The 23,499-nt window shown below is 37.0% G+C and carries 20 protein-coding genes and 1 tRNA gene; 6 read left to right on the forward strand and 15 right to left on the reverse strand.

The genetic code is table 11. The features are described 5' to 3' along the window. Positions 1-15: 15 nt before the first annotated feature. From K0B81_07410 to K0B81_07420, 3 genes are all read right to left on the reverse strand, one after another. A complete protein-coding gene (locus K0B81_07410) occupies positions 16-354 on the reverse strand; it encodes a hypothetical protein (protein MBW6516424.1) in 339 nt (112 codons plus the stop codon). 226 nt (positions 355-580) lie between these two features. After that, the gene (gene rsmH / locus K0B81_07415; protein ID MBW6516425.1) at positions 581-1,513 is read right to left on the reverse strand and encodes a 16S rRNA (cytosine(1402)-N(4))-methyltransferase RsmH; all 933 of its coding nucleotides are present in this window, start codon (positions 1,511-1,513) and stop codon (positions 581-583) included. After that, the gene (locus K0B81_07420; protein MBW6516426.1) at positions 1,510-1,953 is read right to left on the reverse strand and encodes a protein MraZ; all 444 of its coding nucleotides are present in this window, start codon (positions 1,951-1,953) and stop codon (positions 1,510-1,512) included. The genes rsmH and K0B81_07420 overlap by 4 nt, the downstream gene beginning before the upstream one ends. Positions 1,954-2,307: 354 nt before the next feature. Here K0B81_07420 and K0B81_07425 point away from each other — a divergent pair, with 354 nt between their 5' ends. Beyond that, the gene (locus tag K0B81_07425; protein ID MBW6516427.1) at positions 2,308-3,411 is read left to right on the forward strand and encodes an alanine racemase; all 1,104 of its coding nucleotides are present in this window, start codon (positions 2,308-2,310) and stop codon (positions 3,409-3,411) included. A gap of 4 nt (positions 3,412-3,415) precedes the next feature. On the opposite strand, the gene fdhF is transcribed toward K0B81_07425, so the two are convergent. The 11 genes from fdhF to K0B81_07480 all read right to left on the reverse strand — a co-directional run bounded on the left by fdhF (position 3,416) and on the right by K0B81_07480 (position 14,784). Further along, the gene (gene fdhF, locus K0B81_07430; GenBank protein MBW6516428.1) at positions 3,416-6,115 is read right to left on the reverse strand and encodes a formate dehydrogenase subunit alpha; all 2,700 of its coding nucleotides are present in this window, start codon (positions 6,113-6,115) and stop codon (positions 3,416-3,418) included. A gap of 29 nt (positions 6,116-6,144) precedes the next feature. Beyond that, positions 6,145-7,710: an NADH-quinone oxidoreductase subunit NuoF gene (gene nuoF, locus K0B81_07435; protein MBW6516429.1), complete on the reverse strand. Its 1,566-nt coding sequence runs from the start codon at positions 7,708-7,710 to the stop codon at positions 6,145-6,147. Positions 7,711-7,746: 36 nt separating this feature from the next. Further along, positions 7,747-9,603, reverse strand: a complete 1,857-nt coding sequence (locus K0B81_07440; protein MBW6516430.1) for an NADH-quinone oxidoreductase subunit NuoF — start codon at positions 9,601-9,603, stop codon at positions 7,747-7,749. Between the two features lie 46 nt (positions 9,604-9,649). Then, entirely contained in the window at positions 9,650-10,222 is a 573-nt protein-coding gene (locus K0B81_07445; protein MBW6516431.1) for an ATP-binding protein, read from the reverse strand. 9 nt (positions 10,223-10,231) lie between these two features. Then, positions 10,232-10,711 carry an NAD(P)H-dependent oxidoreductase subunit E gene (locus K0B81_07450; protein MBW6516432.1) on the reverse strand — a complete coding sequence of 160 codons (480 nt, stop codon included), beginning with the start codon at positions 10,709-10,711 and terminating at the stop codon, positions 10,232-10,234. 30 nt (positions 10,712-10,741) lie between these two features. Beyond that, positions 10,742-11,485: a PHP domain-containing protein gene (locus tag K0B81_07455; protein MBW6516433.1), complete on the reverse strand. Its 744-nt coding sequence runs from the start codon at positions 11,483-11,485 to the stop codon at positions 10,742-10,744. 29 nt (positions 11,486-11,514) lie between these two features. Beyond that, the gene (locus K0B81_07460) at positions 11,515-11,859 is read right to left on the reverse strand and encodes a hypothetical protein (protein ID MBW6516434.1); all 345 of its coding nucleotides are present in this window, start codon (positions 11,857-11,859) and stop codon (positions 11,515-11,517) included. A 22-nt stretch (positions 11,860-11,881) separates the two neighbouring features. Beyond that, positions 11,882-13,177 carry a 4Fe-4S binding protein gene (locus K0B81_07465; GenBank protein MBW6516435.1) on the reverse strand — a complete coding sequence of 432 codons (1,296 nt, stop codon included), beginning with the start codon at positions 13,175-13,177 and terminating at the stop codon, positions 11,882-11,884. Further along, complete coding sequence (locus K0B81_07470; GenBank protein MBW6516436.1) at positions 13,170-13,598, reverse strand: anti-sigma regulatory factor; 429 nt, start codon at positions 13,596-13,598, stop codon at positions 13,170-13,172. The genes K0B81_07465 and K0B81_07470 overlap by 8 nt, the downstream gene beginning before the upstream one ends. Positions 13,599-13,680: 82 nt before the next feature. Further along, positions 13,681-14,028, reverse strand: a complete 348-nt coding sequence (locus K0B81_07475; protein MBW6516437.1) for a transcriptional regulator — start codon at positions 14,026-14,028, stop codon at positions 13,681-13,683. An 81-nt stretch (positions 14,029-14,109) separates the two neighbouring features. Next, positions 14,110-14,784 carry an HAD family phosphatase gene (locus K0B81_07480; GenBank protein MBW6516438.1) on the reverse strand — a complete coding sequence of 225 codons (675 nt, stop codon included), beginning with the start codon at positions 14,782-14,784 and terminating at the stop codon, positions 14,110-14,112. A gap of 278 nt (positions 14,785-15,062) precedes the next feature. Here K0B81_07480 and htpG point away from each other — a divergent pair, with 278 nt between their 5' ends. Together htpG and K0B81_07490 are read left to right on the forward strand one after the other, a co-directional pair. Next, a complete protein-coding gene (gene htpG / locus K0B81_07485) occupies positions 15,063-16,874 on the forward strand; it encodes a molecular chaperone HtpG (protein ID MBW6516439.1) in 1,812 nt (603 codons plus the stop codon). Positions 16,875-17,099: 225 nt separating this feature from the next. Beyond that, positions 17,100-20,636, forward strand: coding sequence for a VCBS repeat-containing protein (locus tag K0B81_07490; GenBank protein MBW6516440.1), 3,537 nt, complete (start codon positions 17,100-17,102; stop codon positions 20,634-20,636). Positions 20,637-20,937: 301 nt separating this feature from the next. Here K0B81_07490 and K0B81_07495 read toward each other — a convergent pair. Then, positions 20,938-21,014 (reverse strand) — tRNA-Asp (locus tag K0B81_07495). A 213-nt stretch (positions 21,015-21,227) separates the two neighbouring features. Between K0B81_07495 and K0B81_07500 the strand changes: the two genes are divergently transcribed. From K0B81_07500 to K0B81_07510, 3 genes are all read left to right on the forward strand, one after another. Beyond that, positions 21,228-22,142, forward strand: coding sequence for an Hsp33 family molecular chaperone HslO (locus K0B81_07500; GenBank protein MBW6516441.1), 915 nt, complete (start codon positions 21,228-21,230; stop codon positions 22,140-22,142). 38 nt (positions 22,143-22,180) lie between these two features. Then, positions 22,181-23,074: a zinc transporter ZupT gene (gene zupT, locus K0B81_07505; protein MBW6516442.1), complete on the forward strand. Its 894-nt coding sequence runs from the start codon at positions 22,181-22,183 to the stop codon at positions 23,072-23,074. Between the two features lie 30 nt (positions 23,075-23,104). Next, positions 23,105-23,499, forward strand: a 395-nt coding sequence (locus K0B81_07510) for a DUF21 domain-containing protein (protein ID MBW6516443.1), incomplete at its 3' end; no start/stop codon positions are given.

Raw genomic sequence — 23,499 nt, forward strand, 5'->3', positions numbered from 1 at the left:
TTAGCTCCCTCGTAATCACCTTGTTAATGCTTCAGCAGAGGTTGTTATAGGATCGAGGAAAGTGAAGAAGGTTCTATTACTTCTCACATCCTGATAGATCACATGGACATTATCCGGATCAGTATGATTAAAGATCATATCCAGCTCATTCGTCGCTATCTCAACAATACGGCTGTAAGATCTTAGTTCATCGTAAGTAGATGTCAAATCATCGTTAGTCGCCTTTTCTCCCTTCAACTCAGAGTCTATTCCCAGAATATTTTTGTTAGTCATAACAATTTCGTTTTTCAGGCGAAACTGGATATAGATAGAAAAAAATATCAGGACTATTAAAAAGAGTAACTTAGGTTTCATGATCCTTCTCCTTACTGTAGATTAGTCTGTGAATATTTCAAGCTTAAATACCAGCTAAAGCCGGTGATACTGCCGCTCTTCATCAAATTGGTAAGCCCAAGTCAATGTGGCTATCAGATTTGGTGAAGAGCAGCGTTCCGGTAGCTTGTTATTTCTCCCTTTGTTTTTTCCCTGATTACTGATTACCGATCACTGCTTTTAAGCTTCCTCTGGTTTTCACTAATAACTAATAACTATTTATTCTCTCTGCTACCCGCATCTTAGCACTTCTTGCCTGCCTATTCTCTGCAACTTCTTCCGGTGATGGCAGTAACGGTCTTTTTGTTATGATCTTTAACTTTTTTTTCTTATTACAAATACATTTGGGAAACTTGGGTGGACAGATACATTCTTTCTCTTCCTGAACAAACAGTTGTTTCACTGTTCGGTCTTCTAAGCTATGATATGAAATAACAACGATTCTTCCGGTCGGATTTATTAATTCTACTGCATCATAAAGAGCTGCTTTTAATGCTTCCAACTCCCCATTGATATAGATCCTGATCCCTTGAAATATTCTTGCCTTGGCTTTTATTTTATAAGCTGAGTGAGTACTCTTATCAATGATCTCACTCAAATCTAAAGTTGTCTCGATCGGACGGATCTGACGCTGTTTAATGATACCTAAAGCTATCCTGTACGCCTCTCTCTCTTCACCATATTCTCTGAATATCTTGGTTAATTCTTCTAATGAATAGGTGTTAACAACATCGTGAGCAGTCAGTTCATCTTGTTGGTTCATTCTCATGTCTAATCTACCATCAAGATCAAAACTCATTCCCCGTGATGGTGTTGAGATCTGACTAAATGAAACTCCCAGATCAAATAATATACCATCAATTTTGGTTATTCTCTCCAAAGCAAGCCGTGATCTAATATTGACAAAATTATCATTAAAGATCAAAAATCTTTCTCTGTTCGACTCTTTTAAGTTATGATTATGTCTGATCGCCTCTTCATCCCGGTCGAAAGAATATAATCTCACAGTTTTGTTTGCCTGCAAAATTGCTGATGAATGCCCTCCGCCACCCAAAGTAGCATCAACATAGATCCCATTATCTTTCAACGCTAAATAGGAGATTGCTTCCTTCAGCATGACAGGTTTATGATAGTGGATCATGAGCGGTAACTTAGTGCGTTGAATCTGTCTGAATGAAATTGTAGTTTCTTCTTTCTTTCTTCTCTGAATTTCTCAGGATTCCAGAGAGATATGTAATCACCTTCACCTTTGATGATCACTGAATCTTTTATACCAACATCTTCTAAGAGAAAACTATCGATCCTGATCCGTCCAGGACCTTCTAATTCCCGTTTTGATAAAGCAAAATCGATCAGACTATTCATAAACAATTTATCATTTTCATCACCTTTCTTCAAGCGGTCAATCAGGGCATTCCAGTTATCTAAGGGATATACCGCCAGATTAGTACCATCTGAACCTATTGTGACAATGACACTCTGCTTGGATGCAGCACTAAAATTCTTCTTAAAAACTGCAGGGAGAGTGATTCTGTTGTTATGAACAGCATTCTCGAAAATTCCTAAAAATTCACCAGACATTTGACCTCCAGTCACCACGACAATCATCTCGTTGACTGTATTTGAATATCTTTGACAATTCGTGACAAAAATTGACTAGAAGATTAAAACCGTCAAGCATTATTTTTAAAAGAAACAAGATTTGTTCTGAATTCTAAGATAAGCTATGTACAAAAGTATAAGTCATAACTATGGTAGTTAAAGAGTTAAGAGCAAATTTTATGTAATTATAATACTACTTTATCATAAGGGAGCACACGAGCCGGCCAAGGCCGACTCGTGTGCTCCCTAAAGAGATGCTATATTTAGAGATAAATATTGACTTAATAAGACTGATATTATGGATAAAGAAAAATAGTTTTGCTGAGGTTATAAATGAAAATATCCTGTATAGACACTCCGGCTCTGATAATTGATTATAATATTTTGCAAAGAAACTTAAAGATGATGGCATTACTGGCAGATTCAGTAGGGATAAAGCTAAGACCACATATCAAAACGCATAAGATTAATGAAATTGCTCTGGAACAAATCACTTTGAGTGATAATGGAATTACAGTAGCCAAATTGAGTGAAGCGGAAGTAATGAGTGAAGCAGGTATCAATGATATTCTCATAGCCAATGAAATAATCGGTGAGCAAAAAATTAGACGACTAAGTCGTTTATGCATAAACAATTGTATACAGGTATGTGTTGATAGCTCGGAAGGAGTAAACCAATTAGAACAATATCTAGATTTGAAAGATAGAAAACTGGGAGTATTGATCGAAATCGATACCGGAATGAATCGTTGTGGGTTGTCGGCAGCTGCAGACATCGTTAAATTAGCTCGTTTAGTGATTAATTCAGAGAAATTGCAATTTAGAGGGATTTTAAGTCATTCAGGAAATATTTATAGTTCAAAGAGTAGGGAAGAGGTTCAACAGATAGCAGAAGAAGAAGTGCAGACAATGTGTTATATTGCTGACGAGTTAATATCTTGCGGAATTAAGGTTACAGAGGTTAGTATTGGTTCGACACCGGCTGCAATATTCTTAGAAGAAGCTCGAGGAATCACCGAATTTCGTCCGGGTAATTATGTTTTTAATGACAATATTCAGGTTTCATTGGGCGTAACGACTGTAGAGAACTGTGCACTAACTGTCATCTCAACAGTCATCAGCAAACCTACTGAGGATAGAATTATTATAGATACTGGGAGTAAATGTTTAGGATTGGATAAGGGTGTGCATGGTTCACAGTTGATAAAGGGTCATGGTTTATTGAAGGAATATCCTGAGATATTAATCGAACGGTTGTCGGAAGAGCATGGAATTTTGAGAGTTAATAAAGATCATGAAATCCAGATAGGAGATAGATTGACAATCATACCTAATCATGCCTGTTCAGTAATGAACCTCTTTGACGACGTTTATGTCGTCAAAGAGGCTCAAATATATGCTAAATGGCAAGTTGTTGCCAGAGGTAAAGTAACCTAAGAAGCTACTTTTTCTTTATTTTCGATACTTTTGCTGCACAGACCTTGAGTTCAGGAATCTTGGCAATCGGATCAAGGGCGTTTATTGTCAAACGATTGGCCGGTGCTTCAGCAAAATGGAAGGGTATATAGATAGTTCCCTGTGCAATTTTCTTCGTAACAAAAGCAGGAATTTCGATCTCTCCTCTTCTGGTCTTTACTTGTACCATTTCACTGTTCTTGATACCAATTTTTTCAGCATCAGCAACCGAGATCATGACTGATGGTTTACCGAGAGCATTCAGACCCGGAGATTTTCTGGTCATTGTTCCAGTATGGAATTGTTCCAGAATTCTACCTGTAGTCATAACTAAAGGATATTCATCATCAGGAAGTTCAGCCGGTTCTTTGAATTCGATGGCATGGAAAAGACCCAAACCACGGGCAAATTTATCCTTATGCAGATAAGGGGTTCCAGGATGCTCTGTTGTCGGGCAAGGCCATTGAAGACCATTGAGATCGATACGATCCCATGTTATACCAGCATAAGATGGAGCCACCAGATTAATTTCCTCAGTAATCTCTTTCTCAGATTTATAATTCCAATCTGACCCCATAGCATTAGCAATTAGTTGGATGATCTCCCAGTCATCTTTTGCTTGTCCCGGAGCTTTGACTGCAACATTCAATCTTTGAACTCTTCTCTCAGTGTTGGTGAAATGACCTGTCTTCTCGGCAAATGACTTCGCTGGTAATACTACATCAGCAAACTCAGCAGTTTCAGTTAAGAAGATATCCTGCACTACTAAGAAATCGATCTTTTCCAGTGCTTTAATAACATGTGATTGGTCAGGGTCACTCAAGAAGGGATTTTCTCCCATGATATAGAGTGCTTTTAATCGTCCATCTAAAGCAGCTGATGTTACTTCTGTAACGGTAATTCCTACTTTATCAGACATAGGTTTGTTATATAGCTTTTCAAACTTCTCCTTAACTTTAGGATCATCTACTTTCTGATAAGCAGGATATACATTAGGTAATCCACCCATATCGCAAGCTCCTTGAACATTGCACTGTCCTCGGAGAGGATTAACTCCACCACCGGGAATACCGAGATTACCACAGAGCATCTGAAGGTTAGCTACAGTTTTAACATTATCAGTACCAGTGGTGTGTTGGGTAATACCCATTGAGTAGAAAACACTTGCTGTAGGAGCTTTGGCAAACAATTCCGCAATGTCCATCAGAGTTTGTGCCGGAATACCTGAAATCTTTTCTACACTTTCAGGAGAGTATTTATCTTTCATTACTTCTTCTTTCAAAGCATCAAAATTCTCACAGCGATTAGCTATAAAATCTTTATCTTCCCAGCCGTTTTTGATGATAATTTGCATAATCCCATTGAGTACTGCTACGTCTGAACCGGGTCTTTGAGCAGTATAAATTTCGGCATAATCAGCTAATCTGATTTTCTTAGGATCGATCACGATCAATTTAGTTTTTGCATCGCGAACAGCTTTTTTTATGCGTGCTGAAATAACAGGATGAGCAGCAGTAGTATCTGAACCTGTAACTAAAATTACATCGGCTTTTCTGATATCAGCGATATCATTTGTCATTGCTCCGCTTCCAAACGAGGCAGCCAGACCGGCCACCGTTGAGGAGTGGCATAACCGCGCACAGTGATCGACATTGTTGTTGCCGATCTCCCTCCTCATGAACTTCTGAAAGACGTAATTGTCCTCATTGGTCACTTTTGCTGATGCTAAACCAGCGATAGATTCGAGACCATGTTTTTCTTTGATCTCTTTGAATCTTTTTGCGACAAGAGCAATGGCTTCATCCCATGTTGCTTCCTGAAAGTTCCCTTCACTATTCTTAATGAGTGGTGTTGTTAATCTCGCTTCATCACCTACGAAATCATATCCGTAACGACCTTTAACACAGAGCATTCCTTTGTTGACATAAGCTTCTTCAACACCAGTCACTCTAATGATTTTATTCCTTCGGCGATCAATATGTAATTCTAATTGACATCCAACCCCACAATATGGGCAAACAGTAGTAACCTTTTCCAGTTCCCAAGCCCTTCCTTTTCCGATAGAGTTCTTATCTAATAAAGTGCCCACGGGACATAGTTGGACACATTCACCACATTGAGCACAGGTTGACTCTCCTAAGTGCAGATTGTCATCAAAAGCTATTCTTGTATCGAAACCACGCTCGGAAAAATTTATAACTTCATTAACTACAGTGTTATTACACCCTTCAATACATCTTCCACATTGAATGCATTTGGAGCGATCGACATAAACCATCTCACTGCTTTCATCTATATCAAGAGTTTTGGGCGCTAAGTCAAAAGAAGGTCTTTCGATCCCGAGGTAATAAGCAGCATCTTGTAATTCACAATTACCGTTTTGTTCACAAGATAGACAATCGTGTTTTCCTGATGATAACAAGAGATCCACAACAAGTCGCTGATGTTCTTTAAGTTCCTCGGTATCAATATTTATCTTCATCCCATCTTTGACAGGTAGATTACAGGATGTCTGGAACCCATACATCCCTTCAACCGATACTATACAAACCCGACATTTTCCTGCTGGGCCTGTTTTAGGATGATAACAGAGTGATGGAATATAATATCCGTTATCTTTGGCTACTTGCAAAACCGTTTGTCCCGGTTCGGCTCCACAAGCAATGCCATTGATGTAAATTGTCATAAATCCTCCTTAAAAATATATCTCATATATTATTGTACTTTTCTTAAATAACCGGCAAAGTCATCTGGGAAATACTGCAGAGCCGATCTGATTGGCATCACTGGAGATTGTCCTAATGCACAAAGACTAATTTTCATCCTCTCTGCAACGTAGAGCATCTGTTTCAAATCCTGATCAGTTGCTTTACAACGAATGACTTTGGAAATTAATTTGTAAAGAATCTCTGTTCCTTTATTACAAGGTGAACATTTCCCACACGATTCGTGTCGGAAAAATTTAAGAATTGACCAGAGCATTTCAGCGATGCACTTCTCCTCACTCATGACCATTATAGCACCAGAACCTAATACTGCCTTGTATTCGGCTAGATTATGAAAATCCATCTTGATGTTGAGTAATTGGGCAGGTATAAATGCCCCGGCAGCACCACCAACTAATGCAGCTTTAAACTTCTTGCCGTATAACATACCACCGGCATAGTCATCTATTATCTCTCTCAGAGGAGTTCCCATATTCACTTCACATAACCCGGGGTTAAGAACATCTCCCATAATTGTATAAACTTTAGTACCACAACTCTCGGGAGTTCCAATAGAACTGAACCATTCTGCCCCTTTGAGAATGATTGATGGGATATTTGCTATGGTCTCTACATTATTAACTACTGTAGGTTTTTGCCAAATACCAGCAATTCCGGGAAAGGGTGGCTTTACCCGAGGATTTCCTCTTTTCCCTTCCAAAGATTCGATCATTGCAGTCTCTTCACCGCAGACATAGGCACCGGCTCCTACTTTGATCTCAATATCAAAACTAAATCCGCTATCGAAGATGTTTTCTCCTAAAAAACCGTATTCATGTGCCTGATTGATAGCTTTTTGCAGTCTTTCTATACAAAGTTTGTATTCCCCTCTAATATAGATAAAACCTTTGGTTGCTCCGATTGCGTAACCGGCAATAAGCATTCCCTCAATTAGCTTATGAGGGTCCCCTTCCATGATAAGACGGTCTTTAAAAGTTCCCGGTTCTCCTTCGTCAGCATTAACCAAGAGGAATTTTTCTTTTACTTTTAAAGGTGCTGTAAAGCTCCATTTCAGACCAGTTGGGAAACCAGCGCCTCCACGTCCTCTTAAACCCGATTTTTTCACTTCATTAACAATGTCATCCGGTTTCATTTTGAGAAGGGCTTTCAACCAGGCTTCGTAACCATCATACCCAATATATTCTTCTATACTCTCCGGGTTAATGATACCGGAATGCTCTAAAACAACGCGTTTCTGATAGTTAAGATCTACTTGTTGGGATTGAACCTCCCCAAAAATTAACCGCTTGACTTGCCTACCCTTCAATAGATGCTCACTTACGATTTCAGGGATATCATTCAGAGTAACATTTCGGTAAACAATATTGTCAGGGAGTATAAGTATACAGACTTCCTGAGTAAAATATCCCAGAGAACCGGTAGGTAGAACAGCAACTTCATCCTGAAGATTGTTTTTCTTTAATTCTTGAGCAAGATGTCTTTCGATTTCTTTAGCACCAGCACGAATAGATATCTCATCCATACTGACTAAAATATGCGTTCTATAGTATTTCATACATCATTCCTATAATAAGATTCCTTGTTTGACTTTTTATAATAAATCTTCAGCAGATAAGAATTCTTGTTCCTCTGCTGCAATTACATCAGAATTTATTCCGGGTATTTTACTTATAGCATTGACTGGACATACTTCCATGCAAGTTCCACATTTTACACAGTCTAACTGATGAATAACATATTTATCTTCTCGGCTGCCAGTTATACACTGAACAGGGCATTTTTTAGCACAGAGAGAACAGCCAATACATTTATCAGTATCAATCAGATAATGGAAGAGTTTTAAACAAACACATGCCGGACAGCTCTTTTCCGTTATATGAGTTTCGTATTCTCTTTTGAAAAACCGTAAAGTACTCAACACCGGATTAGGGGCAGATTGACCGAGACCACAGAGTGAAAGCTTTTTAATCATCGAACCAAGCTCTTCCAGTCTTATTAAATCTCTTTCTTCTCCTCTCCCATCAGAGATCTTTTGCAGTATTTGATGCATCTCTTTTAGACCGACCCTGCAAGGGACACATTTGCCGCAGGATTCTTCAACAGAGAACTCTAAGAAAAATTTAGCTATATTGACCATACAATTGGAGTCATCCATTACGATAACTCCACCGGAACCCATCATCGAACCTTTCTCTTTTAAAGATTCATAATCAATCTGGACTTCCAAATGGTCTGCTGTTAGGCATCCCCCTGAAGGCCCACCTAATTGTACGGCTTTGAATTTTTTCCCGTCAATTATTCCACCACCAACATCAAAGATCAGTTCCTTTAATGTTATACCCATCGGAACTTCAATCAAACCAGTATTTTTAACATCACCGGTTAGAGCGAATACTTTCGTTCCTTTACTGGTAGAAGTGCCAAAACCGGCAAACCAATCCGCACCTTTTTGAATAATCGTAGGTAAATTTGCTAATGTTTCAACATTGTTAACAACTGTTGGTTTACCCCATAATCCATATTCAGAGGGATAGGGTGGTTTGGGATTCGGTTCACCTCTTAAACCTTCAATTGAAGCTATTAAAGCTGTCTCTTCACCGCAAACAAAAGCTCCAGCACCACTTCTGACTTCAATATCAAATGAGAAATCACTATCAAAGATATTTTCACCTAATAGACCGAATTCACGAGCTTGTTCAATAGCGAGATTAATTCTTCTGATAGCTAAAGGATATTCGGCTCTAATATAGAAAAATCCCCTTTCTGCACCAATTGCATAGGCAGCTATCATCATCCCTTCAAGGATGCGATGAGGATCACCCTCTAATAGGGAACGATCCATAAAAGCACCAGGATCTCCTTCGTCTCCATTACAAATTATATATTTCGGAGTTAGAGGATTTTTGCGGGTAAGCTGCCATTTCAAAGCAGTTGAAAAACCTCCTCCTCCACGACCTCTTAAACCTGATTTATCAATCTCTTCAATTGTCTTCTCAGGAGTCATTTCTGTTAATAACTTCCCTAATGATTCATAACCACCGAGAGCAATATATTCTTCAATACTTTCAGGGTTAAGATATCCGCAATTCTCTAAAGCGACTTTGATCTGTTTCTTAAAAAAAGGTATATCCTGAAGGTTAACGGCGAGTTTTTCCTCTGAATCTTGAACCATTAAGCGTTTAACTGGCCTGCCTTTCAGAAAATGCTCTTCAACTATTTCATCTACATCGTTTTCAGTGATTTTGCGGTAGAAAATACCTTCCGGGTAGATCATCATTAAAGGACCATAATCACAGGGACCCATACATCCGGTCTCAATGATATTGGTCTCACTTAGTAGATCATGTTTTCTCAATGCTTCGATCAATCTCTTTTTTATCTTATCTGCTCCGGCAGATACACAACCGGAACCAAAACAGATCAGGACATCAATTCTTTTTAAAATCATATGTAATACCTCTTGATATCCATAATTTGTTGGTTAGACTGTAACATCAAATTTCCTCTTTATATATGTTATTTATTCCTTCTGTTAGATAATCTCTTATAAAACCAGTTACTTCAGGGTTGTTGATTGGAAATCCATCCAGTTCTTGTTTAATATCCTTAGTATCGAAAATGAAATTAGACTTTTCTCCATCACTTGAGATTTTGATCATCTCTACTATGAACTCAATATCGGGATGCCCTAAAAGACTTGTTAATATGGTATCTGGTATGCTACCTAAAGGCATTCTGTCAATATGGTCAAGTCTGAATTCAGCAACAATTTCTGTACCTTTGTTTTTTGCACTAATAATATTAAATGATCCATCACAATGCTCAGCGTTTTGTTTGAACAAGGGAATCCCCAAACCTACCTTTTTTACCCTATTCTCTTTAGTAGTAAAAAAAGGGTTTTGAGAATTCATTAAAATATCTTCACTCATACCATGTCCATTATCAGTAACCATTATCTTTAAACGATTATCTCTCTTATTGATCTCAATACAAACATTAACCACGCTTGCATCAGCCCTAATTGAATTTTCTAATATGTCAAGCAGATGTAACGAGATATCTTGCATTTTCTATTATCATGCTTCAGTTCTATATTTTGTGATAATATCTTGTAATTGCTTACGAGTTTCTATCCTACCATAAGTATCTTCACCGATTACGAAAACAGGTGCAAGAGAACAAGCACCAACACATCTTACTGCAGTCAATGTGAATAATTTGTCTTCAGTAGTTTCTCCGAGATTTATATCTAACAGTTCGGAAAGGATTTGTATGATTCTTGGTGCTCCTTTAACAAAACACGCTGTACCAGTACAGATATTGATTACATATTTACCCCTCGGTTTCATCGAAAAAGCATTGTAAAAAGTAACGACACTATAGACTTTATTTACAGGAATATTTAACTCTTCTGCTATAAATTTTTGAACTTCAGCAGGTAAATAACCAAATAAATGCTGTGCTTGATGTAATATTTCTATCAAGGGATTTCTTAAACTCTTCTTATCTTCAATTACTTCTTTCAATTTCTGGTAAAGTTTGTTCTCATCGTGCATTGTACCTCCGGAATCTATCTAACAATATCATTATTTACAGGTGACATTTTTTATATACCCTTTTTTTTGGCAAGCTAATCTGATGTCCCTAAGAGTAGGATTTTCTAAATAAAATTCGCTATATCCCTTTCCAATATCTTCCAGATAATGAGCATCAGAACTTCTTATAAGGTAATAACCGGCTAACTCGGGATGTCTCTCAAGAAACTTATCGATATCACAAGTAGCAGTAATACCTAAGGCCAAGAAATTATAATCTTTAGGGATAAAACCTAATTGTCCTATTATGCTATAAGCGTCAGAATCAATATGAGCTGGAAAGTAAAAACAATCGATTTTATTAAGCTTATTGATCAAAGCATCTAAAGTCCATTGAGAAGAATTGATCAAAGCTCTTTTCTCAAATCGAAGTATATTTTCATTTTCGTCGATAATTACTTGATCACCAAAAAAATCTGGATTGTTATCGACAGGTAATAGAGATTCGTAAAGTTCCTTATCAAACTCAGTAGCGACTATTTCATTTTCAAAGAGGGCAATAATATGGATCTCTTCGATGGTCTGAATCTCTACTCCCCAAAAAAATGTTAGTCCATACATTTGGGCTACTTTTTGATAAACAGAGCAGTTTGCCATTGAATTATGGTCTGTAATAGCAATAATCGATAAACCCATGTTTTTAGCAGTTTTGACAACATCTTTGGCAGACATTTCTAAGCTACCACAGGGTGATAACACAGAGTGGATATGTAAATCAGCTCTATACCAATTCAAGATTCCTACTTATAATAAAAGTGTCTTATTTATTTATTGAGCATCAGATATAGTTCGCCTGCTATAGTAAAGCTAGATTGTGAGCTAGAAACTAAACAGATATTCTCTTCTTCAGCTTTTTTGATTACTTCTTGTTCAGGCATAGTATCTTTAGCAAATATAATACAGGGGATATTGACAAGTGAAGCTACTGCTATGGAATTAAGATGTTTCATGATAGTAATCCAAACCTGATTTTCTTTAGCATTCCCCATAACATCGCTTAGCAAATCTGATACATACCCATCATTAACTATAATGTTTTCAATGTCAACTGATGGAGTTAACACCTTTCCTTCAATAGTTTCGATAAAACTCTTCAAAGTTACTGGCATATTTTCCCCTTATAAAATAGAGTTATTTTTCTTTTTCTTGTCTCTTTTTCTGGCGTTTTAGACGTACTAAACAATCACTTATTTTCGCCTTTCCCTGAACTATGTCCTCTGCTAAAGCTTTGCATGTCGGTGAACCACAAACACCACAATCCAAGCCAGGAAGTATTTGAACTATTTCTTTCACTTTTTTCATCTTTTCTAAGGCACTCTTGATATCTTTATCTAACTCCATTATTGATCGTGGTTCTAATGGTAATACATCAAAATAACCTTCCTTATATAACTTGAAAAAGTAATCGAAGTCCATTTCCTTTTTTTTCGTATTCTTGGTGATTTTTTTTATTCTGTTAGTAGCGACAAATGGATTTTCTACGTTTAATTCACCACCTACACAACCAAGTTGACAGTTTCTCAACTCGATATAATCATATTGGTCTAAACGGTGACTTTCTATATTAGATAAGATATCAATAACATTATGAATACCACTTATTGCCAAAGTCACTATATCATCGGCAGCAACTTCTTCTGCTTCCATACCTGATAGTGCCCAACTTAAACCATTAGCATAGCTTTGAATCTTTGTCCCGTCATTATTAAGCTCTTTGAGAATATCCATTACCTTTGAATAGATTTCACTTATAGATATAGCACCATCTTGTAAATGTTTATAAGTCCCTTCCGGTTGATGTACAGCAGTTACTTGCGAGCCACTGGGCACAATCAGAAAAATCCCTATATCTTCTTCTTTTAGTCCCTTTTCTTTAATGATCTTGTCGCGATAGTATTTTGCCAGCATACTCATTGGAGATTCTATATGAAGTAAATTAGTTAATAATGAAGGAAATCTAACCTGAACAAGGCGTACTATTGCCGGACAACTACTTGATAGTATCGGTCTAATCTTGGGGTGGGTTCGAATATAATCTCTTATTATTTCTGCAGTAATGTTAGTTATCATTGCTTGCTCAGCAATCTCGTCAAACCCAAGATGGAATAATGCCTTTAGCGCAGTTTCATATCCTATTTCTTCTCCAAATTGACCTTCATAGGAAGCAGAAATTATAGCTAGTCGATACTTAAATTGAAATATGTTTTCTAACGGGTCGGATTTAATATTAATAGCATTAACAGGACATATAGCAACACATTGGCTACAATCTATGCATTTAGCAGGATCAATAATTGCTTTTCCATCTCTTACTCTAATAGCTTCTGTCGGGCAAATCCGTACACATTTTGTACAGCCTACGCACTTATCTCTGTTCAATTCAACAGAGTGAAAGTATTCTTTCAACAGTTTTTTATTCTCAGACATTTTCATTGACCTCATAAAAGACAATAATTGCCAGATAAGTAGAACTGCCTTCAGCCGATCGGATATATAAGATATCACAATTTTTTTTGATATTAGGTAGTCCCAAACCAGCTCCAAATCCCATTTCACGAGCTAAATCATCGGCGGTGGAAAACCCGGGCTGCATAGCTTGTTCAATATCTGGGATCCCGGGACCTTTATCTTGGAAAACGATTAGTATATAATCCTGATAGATATGGGCTTGCACATAGCCACCATTAGAATGAGCAGTAACATTAATCTCTGCTTCATAACTTGCTACAGCCACTCTTCTGAGAATCTCAGGATTAACACCGAGTTTTTTTAGGAATAACTTGATTTCCGAAGATGCTTTCCCTGTTTTTACATAATCTTTAGCTTCTATAGTGAAATCAATCGTCATTTCAGCTTCAGGGGAGTTTTTGATTAATTCCTTTCCCTTTTCTTCCAGACCAGAGTTGCATGCCCAGTATTCATTCATACTTTTAGATTTTGCAGCTTCGAAGCCCATTATTGTATAAGATTCCACTGGATTTATAAAGGGTAAAAGCTGTAGATATCATTGGAAGATTACGTTCTTTAGCCATATCCATTATTTCTTGAGGTGGTTTTTTGCCTCTGACGAAAATGATGCCCAATAGGTCAATCATGTCTGATAAACGAACTATTTGAGGATTGGTCAAACCGGTTAGTAAGATAGTTGGTTCTTTCGTACACATTAAAATATCACTGATTAGATCTGATCCGAAAGCACAAGGAATTTCCTTCTCTAAGTGTATTTCGTCACATAGGATATCTGCCTCCAGTAGTTCAGCAATTTTTTTTAACTTCATATTGTCTATCCTTATTGGTTTTGATTGCTAAATTTCATTAGTTTGGTCTATAGTCAATTAAAATCGGTTAATAAATAGTCTCTATTCTAAGAGATTATTTTGAAGACAGTATTCAATTATCTGATAAAAATCTGAGCCATAATAATCAGCTAATTCATTGATGGTTTGCTTTTCAGGTTCGGAACAAGCATCATAAACTGCTACTACATGCATTCCAGCATTCTTACCTGCTTGAATACCTGCTAGAACATCCTCACATACTAAACAGTTTTCAGGATTGACTTTTAATTCTTCCGCCACTTTCAAAAAAATATCAGGATATGGCTTACCTTTGATATCTCTGCAACCAGTTACTATTGAATCGAAATATTCAAAAATACCATTTGATTTCAGTACTTTGGTAGTTAAAAAGAGAGTATTACTTGTTCCAACACCGATCTTAACATTATGTTCCTTTAGGAGTTGCAAGAATTCTCTAACACCCGGTTTTAGCTTAATATCATTCTCGTAATGGTCTGAAACAAGATATGTCCATTCATCTATTATTTCCTCTATAGAATCTTTTAGGGCAAACTTCTGTTTGAAGTAACGAGCTACTTCAATAAAACTATTTCCTTCTTCAATATCAAGAAAGAGATTTTCCGGGACTTCAATATTCCTTTTAGATAAGTATTCTTCATCAACTTGAGTCCAAACACCCATTGAATCAATCAATGTACCGTCAAGATCAAAGATAACACCATAAATTTTATTCATTAGACCTAACCTACTTTATTGTAAACTCATAACGAAAGAGCCGGTTTTTCTGTCAAACAAAACAAGTATAAAATCATTATAATTAGCCGATTTAAGAGTTAGGATAACTGTGATGGAGTTTCTGAGTTATTTCTTAAAAAGGCAGATGTATAGATTTATGAGCAAGCTAGCAAAATTAAGCACTCTACCGGCGAGAGTGCTTAATTGTTGGTTGACAACTTTCAGAAGAGATATTATATTGTCTTCAGAATAAAGTAAAAAACTAAGGAGAACAAAGTATGGTAGAACAATTACAAGAAAAAGGGCAATTAAGCATTCATACGGAGAATATTTTTCCGATCATCAAGAAATGGCTCTATTCTGAGCATGATATTTTTACTCGTGAGTTGATATCTAACGCTATTGATGCCTTACAGAAGCGCAAGACAGTAGATAAGAAAGTCAAAGAAGAGGATTTACGAGTTGAGATAAAGATCAATAAGAAGAAACAGGCTCTAGAATTCATCGATTATGGAATCGGAATGACTCGGAAAGAGATAGATAAATTTATCAATCAGATAGCTTTCTCCGGAGCAGAGGAGTTTATAGAGAAATATAAAGATAAACAGACCAATATCATTGGACACTTTGGTTTAGGATTCTATTCTTCATTTATGGTAGCAGACAAGGTAACGATAGATTCTTTATCATGGCAGAAAAATGCTAAGCCGGCTTATTGGGAATGTGATGGAACAACTTCTTATTCATTAGGAGAGGGTAGCAGAAAAGAAGTTGGGACAACAGTAACTGTATATCTCAATAAAGAATCACGGGAATATCTTGATTTTAGCAAGTTGCGAGAACTGATAGAGAAGTACTCTAATTTTGTACCTTTTCCAATAGAATTGGAGAAGAAAGTGCTCAACCAAAAAGAGGCACTTTGGAACCGTAAACCAAAGGATGTCAAAGATGAGGAGTATAAGGAATTTTATAAATCTGTCTTTCATGATTTTCAAGACCCTCTATTCTGGATACACCTCAATGTTGATTATCCTTTTGTTTTAAAAGGGATTCTCTATTTTCCAAAAATTACCAATCAACTGGAATTGCAGAGAGGTAAAGTTAAGCTCTACTGCAATAATGTTTTCGTGGCTGATAATCTTCAGGAGTTTATTCCAGAATTTCTGTTATTGTTACGTGGTGGCATTGATATTCCTGATATACCACTCAATGTCTCCCGTAGTTTCCTACAACAGGATCAGAATGTAAAAAAGATCTCTAAATACATCATTAAAAAGGTTTCCGATTTTCTGAATGACCTATTTAAGGCAGACAGGAAGAAGTTTGAACAATACTGGGAAGATATCCATCAGTTCATAAAATTTGGAGCAATTACCGAAGAATCTTTTTATGAAGGAGTAAAAGAGCTCATAATTTACAAGAGTATTTCGGGGAATTATACGACAGTAGATGAGTATTTAGAGAATAATAAAACGGATAAAAAGCCGCAGAAGATTTATTACACTGCCGGTGAAAATACTCAAGTTACATATCTCAATATGATGAAGGATGCCGGTAAAGATGTTCTGATTGCTGAAGATGTTATTGATACGCATCTTTTCCAGCATTTAGAAATGAAGAACAAGGATATTTCTTTCGTGAGAATTGATTCTGAATTGAACGAAGATTTTGTGGAAAAGGACAAAAAAGAGCTGTTAGATTCCGATAATAAAACCGAGTTAGACAAGATAAAGGAAATTTTCGTTAAGGCGATCGATGATAAAGATGTTCAGATAGATGTCAAACGACTCAAAAACAAGAATGTACCGGGATTAGTAGTATTTAATGAATTTATGAGAAGAATGCAGGATATGAACAACATCATATCCAGGAATGAGCATAACTTACTTAAAATGCATGAGTTTATAGTAAACGCAGAAAATCCTACAGTAAAAAAAATACTTAAATTGCATGCCACCGGAAAGGATAAGGAAGTTAAGTTGTTGTGTAACTATTTACACAACCTCTCCTTAATTGAACAGAGGCAATTTACAGGAAAAGATCTCAGTGCCTTTATCGAAACAACTTATCAGATCCTCGATCTTGTCTGAGTTTTTTCTCGTAGTCGATAATTATGATCTGATAAGCAAAATGAACTTGTATTTTCAATAATTATATCTACCTGGTTTTTCTTGGTAACATCAAGCTTTTTGGAATGTAAATTGCATCATTTGATGTTATTATTATTTACTGAGAAACCTTCAGCAAAATAACAAGTTACATAGTTAGTTGATAGAAGTAATACATATATGAATAATAAAGAACAAGGAGTTATTATGTTAACGAAGTTAAGGAAGAAGAGAAGATTTATTCTCCTTTTGCCTGCATTCTTATTGATCTTTTTCTCCCTATCGGTCTCGCAAATATCAGCTGCATATTTCGAATTCCTACCGACCGAGATAGAATTACCTTCAGGGGAAATCATTGAATGTTTTGCATCGGGTGATGAGTTTTTTAACTGGCTGCATGATGAAGACGGCTTTACCATAATTGTCGGAGAAGATGGGTTTTACTATTATGGGATGAGAGAAGGAGAATATGTTGTGCCTTCAGAATATCGTGTAAATAGTGTGATACCATCTGAAGTAGGTCTAGAGCCGAGGGCAAAGATCTCTGAACGACTATATCAGGAGAGACGTGCAATATTTGATGAACCTATACAACGATCTTCAGTTCGTGCACCACACTCTGGTACGATGAATAATCTCGTTATTTATATCAGATTTTCAGACGATTCGGAATTTACAACACCTCGTACAACATATGATAGTCGCTTCAACAACTTAAGTACTTCATCGGTTAGACACTATTTTCAAGAGGTATCATATAATCAATTAGATATAGTGAGTCATCACTATCCCATTTGCGACTTAACTACAAATTTATCCTATCAAGATAGTTTTCCACGTAGCTACTATCAACCCTATCATCCGGTGAACAATCCCAACGGTTATAGTGGTGATACTCAGCGCAGATTGAGAGAACATACTCTACTTGCCAATGCAGTTGGTTATGTTGAACCGGAAGTTCCCACGAATTTAATCATTGATGCCGATAATGACGGATATGTTGATAATGTTAGTTTTATTATTCGAGGAAATTCTGGTGCTTGGGCAGATCTTCTTTGGGCACATCGCTGGGTTCTCTATTCATTCAATGTCTATATTCATAACAAGCAAGTATGGGATTATACCTTCCAACCGGAAAATCAAAGTAATGTTTCGACTCTTTGCCACGAAATGTTTCACACCTTGGGTGCACCCGATCTATATCGTTATAGCTATAACGGCACACCTGTAGGACCATGGGATCTTATGGCATCCGGATTTGTCCATATGGGTGCTTGGATGAAATACAAGTACACTAATCAAACATGGATCTGGAATATTCCGGAGATTACTTCAACGGGAACTTATACACTCGATCCTTTGACCTCCCCTGTTAATAATGCCTTTAAGATTATATCCCCATATTCAAATTATGAGTTCTTTGTTGTTGAATATAGACGCCAAACAGGGTTTTATGAATCTAATTTACCAGGTACAGGAATGCTTGTTTACCGTATAGATCTAAGAGAAAACGGTAACGCCAGTGGTCCCCCTGATGAAGTCTATATCTATCGACATAATGGCACTCCTACAAGTGATGGTGCTATAAATATTGCTCATTATAGCAGTCAAACCGGCAGAACAGAGATTAATGATTATTCAACAAATCCTGTCAGTTTCCTCAGAGATGGCGGTATTGGTGGGTTACATATACACGATGTCGGAATAGCTGGTAACACAATAACATTTTCGGTTACTATGGTAGGAGAATTAACTGCACCATATTTACAACTACCAGAAAATTTTGCCAATTCAGTAACTACGACTCCAATGTTTTCCTGGTCTAACGTAACAGTAGCTGACTATTATCACTTTCAATTAGCCCAGAACGATGATTTTGAGCAGTTGACAATTGATGAACAATTTCTGCTGACAAACATATATCAACTTGATGAAGCTTTAGATGTTGAACAAACATATTACTGGAGAGTCAGATCCGCAGACGGAACTGATATAAGTGAATGGTCACCTACATGGACTTTTACTACTGCTCATTTTATCCCTCTAACACTTGATTTTCCCGGTGTTACATCCGGAACAGCCATCTTGGGTGATTTTAATAATGATGGTTTTCTGGACTTACTTATTACAGGAAATGAATTAACTAAGATTTATGTGAACAATGGAAATGGGAGTTTTTCTGAGTTAAGCCAATCGTTTCCTTCTTTAAGAAATGCCAATGCTGCCTGGGGAGATCTGACTAATAACGGCTATCTCGATTTTATTGTCATCGGTAGAGATCAAACACTCAATCCAAGCACTCATATATTTAGAAACAATGGTGACGAGACCTTTACTGAAATAGATGCTGGTCTGACTGGTGTATTCAACGGAGCGATTGCTCTTGGTGATTACAATAATAATGGATGGCTTGATGTTGTGATTATAGGAGACTCTGGTGAAGGGTTTTCAACGAACCTATATGCGAATAATGGAGATGAGACTTTCTCAGTTGTAGAAGTTGAAGAATTACCTGATGTTGCACTCGGAGATGTAGCATGGGGTGATCTTACTAACAATGGCTTTCTAGACCTTGTAATATCAGGTTCAACTGTTCAAGGAAGATACACAGAGATCTTTTTCAATCATGGTACTGGTATTTTAACACCGTCAAATTCATCTATTATAGATCTCTCTGGTAGTTCAATTGATTTAGGTGATTACAATGGGAATGGATATAAAGACATTCTTATAGCCGGAAATTCGGCTCAAGGTTTGGTAACTAAAATTTATCAGAATGACGGTTTTGGTTCTTTTAATGATATTGAAGCCAATTTACCCGGGATTGCCTTGGGGTCTGTTGCTTGGGGTGATTTTGAGCAGAATGGTTATCTTGATGTCATCTTAACTGGCTTTAATACATCTAAGGTTCTGCGGAATGTAAACGGAGAATTTACAGAAGTCAATTCTGGTCTATTACCACTAAATTCAAGTTCTGCTGCCTGGGGTGATATAGATAATGATGGTGATCTAGATCTCGTACTAACCGGAAATGGAGCTAGCGGTTCGGTAGTCAATATTTACCAAAACAAAATAGGTAGTGATGAATTTGTTCTTAATACGCCACCAACAACTCCTGAGAATCCTCTAACGATTGTCGGTCAATGTAATATCAGATTTAATTGGGATCAAGCGATGGATAATGAAACACCAGTTGAGGCGATCACCTATAATCTCAGTATTGGTACAAATAGCGGTGGAGAAGATATCATGTCTTCTATGTCTGATTTAACGACCGGTTTCAGAAAAATACCGAAATCAGGGAATGTTGAAACGAGCAGAGAATTTATATTCGATGACCTACCGGCAGGAACTTATTATTGGCGGGTACAGGCAGTTGATGGAGCTTTCGTTGGTTCTCCTTTCACAGAAGAACAAACATTTACTATTCTACCTACTTCAGCAGAAGATCTAACGACTTCACCTTTTGTGACTGCTCTACAGGGAAATTATCCTAATCCCTTTAATCCTGAAACTGTGATCAGGTTTTCTCTTAAGAGTGACGAAAAAGTAAAGCTGGACATATACAATATTGCCGGACAGAAGGTAGCAACCTTGGTTGATGATTTCTTACAGCGTGGTGAACATTCAATCAAATGGGATGCCAGATCAGATAGAAACAGAAGTTTGAGTAGTGGCATTTATTTCTATCGATTAGAGACTCAAGACTATCAACAAACGAGGAAGATGCTTCTGCTTAAGTAATGTAGTTAACTCACCGTTCGAAGTATAGGATCTCTCAATACTTTGTATTGAGTTACATAATGCATAATAGGTACAGATGGATTCATCTGTACCTATTTTTTTAAACGCGATTTAGCACCTTTGGTAATCTCTTTTCTAACTCTGAGGAGTAGCGTTGTCAGCTCGAGCCGACTACGCTGCTCCCTATAGGTATACAATATTTAGATGATTAATTACAGCTTTGTTTTTTATAGAAAAGAGATAGAGATTGTTCTAATGGATTTAACAGACTAGATTATATTTGAAATGCTGATGAAAAAAATGGCGGGAGCGACGGGACTCGAACTCGCGACCTCCTGCGTGACAGGCAGGCGTTCTAACCAACTGAACTACGCCCCCGCAATTCATTTTCCATATCGTTAAGATTGGTTTTCTTGTCAACCAGTTTTTGAAAAAAAACTTGAAATGAGCTCAGGGATAGCATTTTAAGTATAAAATCGAAATGTCGTTCTTGCCATAAAGTTTACCAACAAAGAAAAAATCGATAATAACTTGCTTAATAAATACAATCTATTATATTTGATTAGTGAGATTGTAGATTTAGGAGGTTATATGCCTGATAAGTTAACAAAAGGCATAAGCAGCAATAAAGAGATACGTTATTTTACAGCAGATATCAGCAATACAGCAGAAGAGGGTCGAAAAATACACGATTTGTCTCCGGTTAAGACAGTAATTTTCGGCAAATTACTTTGTGCAGGGTTACTTCTTGGTGCTGACTTAAAAGAGAAAGACTATCTTGTAAGTATTAAAGTAGAGTTAAAAGAATCATCGGATTTTGTATTAGTTACTGCCAACAAGAGGGGAGAAGTAAAGGGATATCCACATCTCAGTTTTAAAGATGATATATCGACCTCTGAGGATTATGAAGCAATAACCCTGAGCAGAAAGATAAGAGAAAAAATTATATCAGAGTTAAAAGACGGTATCTTTACCGTCATTAAAGACATCGGCTTGAAGAATCCCTATAATGGGAGCTCAAAATTGATTACCGGTGAACTAGCTCGTGATATAACCTATTATTTCACTGTTTCCGAGCAGATCCCCTCTATAGTTGGATTAAGTGTAATTCTCAACCCTGACGGTTCGGTAAAAAAAGCAGTTGGATTTCTTGTACAGTTATTGCCGGAAGCGAGTAACAAAACGATAGATCATCTGGAAAAGAATATGCAGAAATTACCTGAGATCATTGATTTGTTGGAAATGGGTAAGACCATACAAAATATCCTTTCCGACATGATATTTAAAGGCATTCCTATTGAATTAAACTGGGAATCAGAAGCCAGATATCATTGTGATTGTTCAAAAGAACGGTTTGAAAAAGGGTTAATACTTCTCAGCAAGGATGAATTGAAAGAGGTCGCTGAAGCAGATGAGATCGTAAAAATACAATGCCACTATTGTAATAAAGATTATGAATTCAACGCAGCAAGCATGAAGAAAATAATCAAAGCAGCCAAGAAATGAGCTGTTAATATAAGAGATAGTTTTCGAGGTAATGGTCTATGGGAAATAATGTATTGTTAGCCTTTCTGTTGACGTTAGGAGCCGGTTTAGCTACTGGAATAGGGAGTTTTCTGGCTTTCTTTACTAAACGAACAAATACGAAATTCTTAGCTGTTGCCCTTGGATTTTCTGCAGGTGTTATGGTCTATGTTTCCATGATAGAGATTTTCTTCAAGGCGAAAGAGTCTTTAGTCGCTGAATTAGGAAAGACTACAGGTTCATGGTTAACAGTAATATCTTTTTTTGCTGGGATCTTACTCATTGGAGTTATAGATAAAATCATTCCGGCTGTAGAGAATCCACACGAAATGCATAAAGTAGAGGAAGTTGATAAGATCGAGGATATAATCAATGCCGAATCAGAGGATGAGAAAGCTAGGTTAACCAGATTGTTATTAAAAGATAAAAAAAATGGGCCTGATCATACTTCTTTTAATCCCCAAAAGCTCCATCGTATGGGCATTTTTACTGCTTTGGCGATAACAATACACAACTTCCCGGAAGGACTGGCAACTTTCATAGCAGCTCTGCAAGAGCCTGCTTTGGGAATAGCAATAGCAGTGGCAATCGCCCTGCATAACATTCCTGAAGGTATAGCTGTTTCTGTTCCAATCTATTTTGCTACAGGAAGCAAAAAGAAAGCATTTATGTATTCGTTTTTATCTGGGTTAGCTGAACCGTTAGGAGCAATTGTCGGGTATCTCATTTTAATGCCTTTCTTAACAGAAACACTATTTGGAGTTGTATTTGCTATGGTAGGCGGCATAATGGTCTATATCTCTTTTGATGAACTTTTACCTGCAGCCCAAAAGTACGGGGAACACCATCTCTCAATATACGGTCTGGTGGCAGGGATGGCTGTTATGGCAGTTAGTTTATTGATTCTATTCTGAAAACTAATTAGTTAATTTATAGAGTAAGACATGGACTTATTGACTTGGGTTGGAATATTATTCTGTCTTTCCCAATCTGCTTTGTTTTCAGGCATGAATTTGGGGTTGTTTTCAATCAGCAAATTGGAACTTCAGGTAGAAGTCAAGAAGGGTAACCAGTCAGCAAAAAAAGTCCTGAAATTACGTGATAATGTTAATCTGACTTTAGTGACGATACTCTGGGGTAATGTTGGAGTTAATGTGCTTCTTGCTATGTTATCTGACTCAGTTCTAAGCGGAGTTATAGCTTTTCTGTTCTCAACAATTGTTATAACTGTTTTTGCAGAGATCATACCGCAAGCGTACTTCACACGTAATGCTCTTAAATTATCAGCTTTGTTATTACCGATTTTACGTGTATATCAGATCATTCTCTATCCGGTAAA

The organism is Candidatus Cloacimonadota bacterium (assembly GCA_019429305.1).
Lineage (GTDB): Bacteria > Cloacimonadota > Cloacimonadia > Cloacimonadales > JAJBBL01 > JAHYIR01.